The organism is Streptomyces sp. NPDC046881, from assembly GCF_040645015.1.
Taxonomy (GTDB): Bacteria; Actinomycetota; Actinomycetes; order Streptomycetales; family Streptomycetaceae; genus Streptomyces.
This window is the reverse complement of record NZ_JBEYXJ010000203.1, coordinates 1-5,756: the sequence shown is the minus strand read 5'-3', so window position 1 is coordinate 5,756 and position 5,756 is coordinate 1. Positions and strand designations below refer to the sequence as shown.

The window sequence follows — 5,756 nt, the reverse complement described above, 5'->3', positions numbered from 1 at the left end:
CCTTGACGCGGACCGTGGAAGCCCGACACTGGCCGAGAAGCGAGCGGCCCGACGGTCACGTGCTCACTCCTCGGGGAACAACTCCGTCGCCTCGGCCGCGTGGACGGCGCGCTGGGCCCAGACCTCCAGCTGGTCGAGGTCCGTGCAGTTCTCGACGCGCTGGCGGACATCCTCGGGCACCGAGATTCCTCGCCACTCCAGGATGCGGACGATCATCTCGGCCTTGGCCAGGGCCCGGCCCTGCTCCCGCCCCTCTTCCCTCACCTGCTCGGCCAGCGGGTGTCGCCAGAAGTACTGGATCGCCGTCATCAATTCCCTCCACATCTGCTTCGCCTGGGGATCGGCCAGGCACGAGTCGACGAACTGCACGAAGACCGCGGCACTGTCGGGGTCGATGGTCCGCAGGGCGGATGCCAGGGATTCCAGTATGGCCGGAGCCTGCGGACCACGCCCGTGTGTCATCGCCGACAGCACCGCAAGAGGGACATCCCGCTCGGCCTGCCGCTCGTCCGCGATCACCGGCACGTTGTCCGGCCCCAGCACCAGCGGACGCACCGTCAACGAGTCCCACCCCGGGAAACCGAGCCGGATCGGACGCGAGGCCCACTTCGCCGTAGCACTGCTCTGCGTGATGACGATGAGCACCGGCTCGCACCGGTACTTCTCGTACAGGTACGACAGGTAGTACGGCCAACTGCCCCGCTTCCGGTCGTCCACCCTGCCCTGCGACTCCACCACGAGCAGATACGTGCCCTCGTCCGTCTCCGCCCGCAACAGCGTGTCCACCCGACGCTCAACCGGTTCGATCTCGGTGAGGTCCACGTTCAGCGCCGCGATCTCCCTCGGCTCAGGGAACGGCACATGCAGCACCTTCTGTAACGCCTTCGTCAGCAGCGTCGGATCCTTCTGGAAGATCCGGTGCAGCGCCTCATGCGACGAGCCGACCATCAGCTCTCCTTTCGTACGACGTGATCAACGAGCTACGCCGCCGCAAGTTCGCACCACACGTACTTCCCCCAGTCCCCGAACCGCGCCGACGGCTGCCAGCCCCAGTCCCGGGCACAGGCCGTCACCAGCCCCAGCCCCCGCCCCTCCTCCGACTCCAGCACCCGCCCCAACGGCACCGGCGGCTCCGGTGGCGCGGGGTCCGTGTCCCACGCCCCGATCCACACCACCCCCTGCGGGGAGCGCCGCACCCGCAACGCCGCCGGCCCCTTGGTGTGCCGCACCGCGTTCGACACCAGCTCCGTCGCCAGCAGCTCCGCCGTCTCCACCAATCCCGCCAGCCCGTGCAGCGTGGACGGCTTCGCCAGGGCCTCCAGCACCATGACGTACGTCGGAGGTCCGCTGCCCAAGCTGGACACCGTGGTACGCGACGCGCCTCACGGTTCTGTCTTCATCGACTCGGAGGCCCAGCTCAACACCTATCGAACGCGCTTCCGTAAGGTGGAGGCCGTATCACTTGAGCCCGATCGGTCGCGCGACTTCATTCACGCGCTGGCGAAGGAGCTGTGAGCAGCCCATGAACCACCTCGACTGGCGGAAATCGTCCTACTCCGGGGAGGGCGACGGCAACGAGTGTGTAGAAGTGGCCACCACCCCCACCCGCACGGCCATCCGTGACTCGAAAGCCCCCACCCGCACCCCCCTCACCTTCCCCACCCCCACCTTCACCGCCTTCATCCAGGCACTCAAGGCGCACCCCCGCCCCTGATCCGGTAACCCGGTGTCACACCCCACCGGTACCGTCGGATCATGGCGCAACAGGCGGGGACCCAGACCGGTGAGCGGCGGCTTGCCGTGGTCGAAGGGGTGCTGGAGCGGGTCACGTACGTCAACGAGGAGAACGGCTACACGGTGGCCCGGGTCGACACCGGAAGAGGCGCCGGCGACCTCCTCACCGTGGTCGGCGCGCTGCTCGGTGCCCAGGTGGGGGAGTCCCTGCGGATGGAGGGCCGCTGGGGCTCGCATCCCCAGTACGGCAAGCAGTTCCACGTCGAGAACTACACGACCGTGCTGCCGGCCACCGTCCAGGGCATCCGGCGCTATCTGGGCTCCGGGCTGGTCAAGGGGATCGGGCCGGTCTTCGCCGACCGGATCACGCAGCACTTCGGGCTGGACACGCTGCGGATCATCGAGGAGGAGCCGAAGCGGCTGATCGAGGTGCCGGGGCTCGGACCGAAGCGCACCAAGAAGATCGCCGACGCCTGGGAGGAGCAGAAGGCGATCAAGGAGGTCATGCTCTTCCTGCAGACCGTCGAGGTGTCCACGTCCATCGCGGTGCGGATCTACAAGAAGTACGGCGACGAGTCGATCTCGGTCGTCAAGGAGCAGCCGTACCGGCTGGCCGCCGACGTCTGGGGCATCGGCTTCCTGACCGCCGACAAGATCGCCCAGTCGGTCGGCATCCCGCACGACAGCCCGGAGCGGGTCAAGGCCGGCCTTCAGTACGCGCTGTCGCAGTCCGCCGACCAGGGGCACTGCTTCCTGCCGGAGGAGCGGTTGATCGCCGACGCGGTCAAGCTGCTCCAGGTCGACACCGGGCTGGTCATCGAGTGTCTCGCCGAGCTGGGCCGAGCGCCTGAGGAGGGGGCCGATCCGGGGGTCGTACGGGAGAAGGTGCCCGGGCCCGACGGCGGCGGGGAGCCGGTCAGCGCCGTCTACCTCGTGCCCTTCCACCGGGCCGAACTGTCCCTGTCCGCCCAGCTGCTGCGGCTGCTGCGCACGGACCAGGACCGGATGCCGGGCTTCCGGGACGTGGACTGGGGCAAGGCGCTCGGGTGGCTGAAGTCGCGCACCGGGGTGGACCTCGCACCCGAGCAGGAGGCGGCCGTGAGGCTCGCGCTGACCGAGAAGGTCGCCGTCCTCACCGGTGGGCCGGGGTGCGGGAAGTCGTTCACCGTGCGCTCGATCGTGGAGCTGGCCCGGGCCCGGCGGGCCAAGGTGGTGCTGGCCGCCCCGACCGGCCGGGCGGCCAAGCGGCTGGCGGAGCTGACCGGCGCGGAGGCCTCCACCGTGCACCGGCTGCTGGAGCTGAAGCCGGGCGGCGACGCGGCCTACGACCGGGACCGGCCGCTGGACGCCGACCTGGTGGTCGTGGACGAGGCGTCGATGCTGGACCTGCTGCTCGCCAACAAGCTGGTGAAGGCCGTACCGCCGGGGGCCCATCTGCTCTTCGTGGGAGACGTGGACCAGCTGCCGAGCGTCGGTGCCGGTGAGGTCCTGCGGGACCTGCTGGCCGACGGCAGCCCCGTCCCGGCCGTCCGGCTCACCCGGGTCTTCCGGCAGGCCCAGCAGTCCGGTGTCGTCACCAACGCGCACCGGATCAACGCGGGGCAGCATCCGCTCACCGACGGGCTGAAGGACTTCTTCCTCTTCGTCGAGGACGACACGGAGGCGGCCGGCCGGCTCACCGTCGACGTGGCCGCGCGGCGGATTCCGGCCAAGTTCGGGCTGGACCCGCGCCGGGACGTGCAGGTGCTGGCGCCGATGCACCGGGGGCCGGCCGGGGCGGGCGCGCTCAACGGGCTGCTCCAGCAGGCCATCACGCCCGGGCGGCCCGATGTGCCGGAGAAGCGGTTCGGTGGCCGGGTCTTCCGTGTCGGCGACAAGGTCACCCAGATCCGCAACAATTATGAGAAAGGGAAGAACGGTGTCTTCAACGGCACCGTGGGTGTCGTCACCTCGCTCGATCCGGTCGACCAGCGCCTGACCGTGCTGACGGACGAGGATGAGGAGGTTCCGTACGAATTCGACGAGCTGGACGAACTGGCGCACGCCTACGCGGTGACCATTCACCGCTCGCAGGGCAGTGAATATCCCGCGGTGGTGATCCCCGTCACCACGGGGGCGTGGATGATGCTCCAGCGGAACCTGCTCTACACGGCGGTGACGCGGGCCCGTCGGCTGGTCGTCCTCGTCGGTTCCCGCAGGGCGATCGGGCAGGCGGTGCGCACGGTGTCGGCGGGACGGCGCTGTACGGCCCTCGACTTCAGGCTCGGTACAAAAAATGATCGATCAAATGAGTCGTGAAGGTCACAGAGCACTTCCGGATGCCCCTCGGAGGGGGCAGGATGAGCAGGTTGGCGGCACTGAGTGCCGCCAATAGGCCCAATGGTCGACCCCGAGTGCACTCTCCTGAGCCAAATGGGGGATGGTAGAGACAGTCAGGGCACCTCGAAGATGAGGCACTACGTCGGTGAGGGAAGACGTGAGCGACAACTCTGTAGTACTGCGGTACGGCGACGGCGAGTACACCTACCCGGTGGTCGACAGCACCGTCGGTGACAAGGGCTTCGACATCGGGAAGCTCCGCGCCCAGACCGGTCTGGTGACCCTGGACAGCGGGTACGGCAACACGGCCGCCTATAAATCCGCGGTCACCTACCTCGACGGCGAGGCGGGCATCCTCCGCTACCGCGGCTACCCCATCGAGCAGCTGGCCGAACGCTCCACCTTCCTCGAGGTGGCGTACCTGCTGATCAACGGCGAGCTGCCGACCGTCGACGAGCTCTCCACGTTCAAGAACGACATCACGCGGCACACCCTGCTGCACGAGGACGTCAAGAACTTCTACAAGGGCTTCCCGCGGGACGCCCACCCGATGGCGATGCTGTCCTCGGTCGTCTCGGCGCTGTCGACCTTCTACCAGGACAGCCACAACCCGTTCGACGAGAAGCAGCGCGACCTCTCCACGATCCGGCTGCTCGCGAAGCTTCCGACGATCGCCGCGTACGCGTACAAGAAGTCGATCGGCCACCCGTTCGTCTACCCGCGCAACGACCTCGGTTACGTCGAGAACTTCCTGCGCATGACCTTCTCGGTGCCGGCCGACGAGTTCGAGCTGGACCCGGTCGTCGTCTCCGCGCTGGACAAGCTGCTGATCCTGCACGCCGACCACGAGCAGAACTGTTCGACCTCCACGGTCCGCCTCGTCGGCTCCTCGCAGGCCAACATGTTCGCCTCCATCTCGGCCGGCATCAACGCGCTGTGGGGCCCGCTGCACGGCGGTGCGAACCAGTCCGTGCTGGAGATGCTGGAAGGCATCCGCGACTCCGGTTCCGACGTCGACACCTTCATCCGCAAGGTGAAGAACAAGGAGGACGGCGTCCGGCTGATGGGCTTCGGCCACCGGGTCTACAAGAACTTCGACCCGCGCGCCAAGATCATCAAGGCCGCCGCGCACGATGTGCTCTCCGCGCTGGGCAAGGAGGACGAGCTCCTCGACATCGCCCTGAAGCTGGAGGAGCACGCGCTGTCCGACGACTACTTCGTCGAGCGCAAGCTGTACCCGAACGTCGACTTCTACACCGGCCTGATCTACCGCGCCATGGGCTTCCCGACCGAGATGTTCACGGTCCTCTTCGCCCTCGGCCGGCTCCCGGGCTGGATCGCCCAGTGGACCGAGATGATCAAGGAGCCCGGCTCCCGCATCGGCCGCCCGCGCCAGATCTACACGGGTGTGGAGCTGCGCGACTTCGTGCCGGTCGAGGAGCGCTGACACCTGGCCGGTGAGGGGGCCGCGTTTGTCGGTGCCCCACACCGGCGCGGGTTGCTCCAGGCCGGGTGCGCCCAAGGGTGTGCCACTGAAGGGCACTGAAGGGCGTGGGCGGCTGCGGGCCGGCTGGTGGCGGGTCGCGTAGTTCCCCGCGCCGCTTGGGCGGCCGTGGCGACGGAGAAAGCGGAAGGCGCCCTGAGACGCCGGTCCCCCCACGGGCCGACGTGCAGGGCGCCTTCCCAGGTCCCGGGGGGGTTTG

5 protein-coding genes and 1 pseudogene are annotated in these 5,756 nt (G+C 68.5%); 4 read left to right on the top strand and 2 right to left on the bottom strand.

Annotated features, from left to right (window positions below):
* Positions 1–63: 63 nt before the first annotated feature.
* Together ABZ923_RS40740 and ABZ923_RS40735 are read right to left on the bottom strand one after the other, a co-directional pair.
* Positions 64–948 carry a hypothetical protein gene (locus ABZ923_RS40740; RefSeq protein ID WP_361483326.1) on the bottom strand — a complete coding sequence of 295 codons (885 nt, stop codon included), beginning with the start codon at positions 946–948 and terminating at the stop codon, positions 64–66.
* 32 nt (positions 949–980) lie between these two features.
* Positions 981–1,328, bottom strand: coding sequence for an ATP-binding protein (locus tag ABZ923_RS40735; RefSeq protein WP_361483323.1), 348 nt, complete (start codon positions 1,326–1,328; stop codon positions 981–983).
* Here ABZ923_RS40735 and ABZ923_RS40730 point away from each other — a divergent pair.
* From ABZ923_RS40730 to ABZ923_RS40715, 4 genes and pseudogenes are all read left to right on the top strand, one after another.
* Positions 1,297–1,515 (top strand): annotated as a pseudogene (locus ABZ923_RS40730) (Scr1 family TA system antitoxin-like transcriptional regulator); the annotation flags it as partial. The gene ABZ923_RS40735 and the pseudogene ABZ923_RS40730 overlap by 32 nt on opposite strands.
* A 7-nt stretch (positions 1,516–1,522) precedes the next feature.
* Complete coding sequence (locus ABZ923_RS40725) at positions 1,523–1,714, top strand: DUF397 domain-containing protein (RefSeq protein ID WP_361483320.1); 192 nt, start codon at positions 1,523–1,525, stop codon at positions 1,712–1,714.
* Between the two features lie 41 nt (positions 1,715–1,755).
* Entirely contained in the window at positions 1,756–4,032 is a 2,277-nt protein-coding gene (locus ABZ923_RS40720) for an ATP-dependent RecD-like DNA helicase (protein ID WP_361483317.1), read from the top strand.
* A 178-nt stretch (positions 4,033–4,210) separates the two neighbouring features.
* On the top strand, positions 4,211–5,500 hold the full coding sequence (locus ABZ923_RS40715; protein WP_361483308.1) for a citrate synthase: 1,290 nt from the start codon (positions 4,211–4,213) through the stop codon (positions 5,498–5,500).
* The last annotated feature ends 256 nt before the right edge of the window (positions 5,501–5,756 follow it).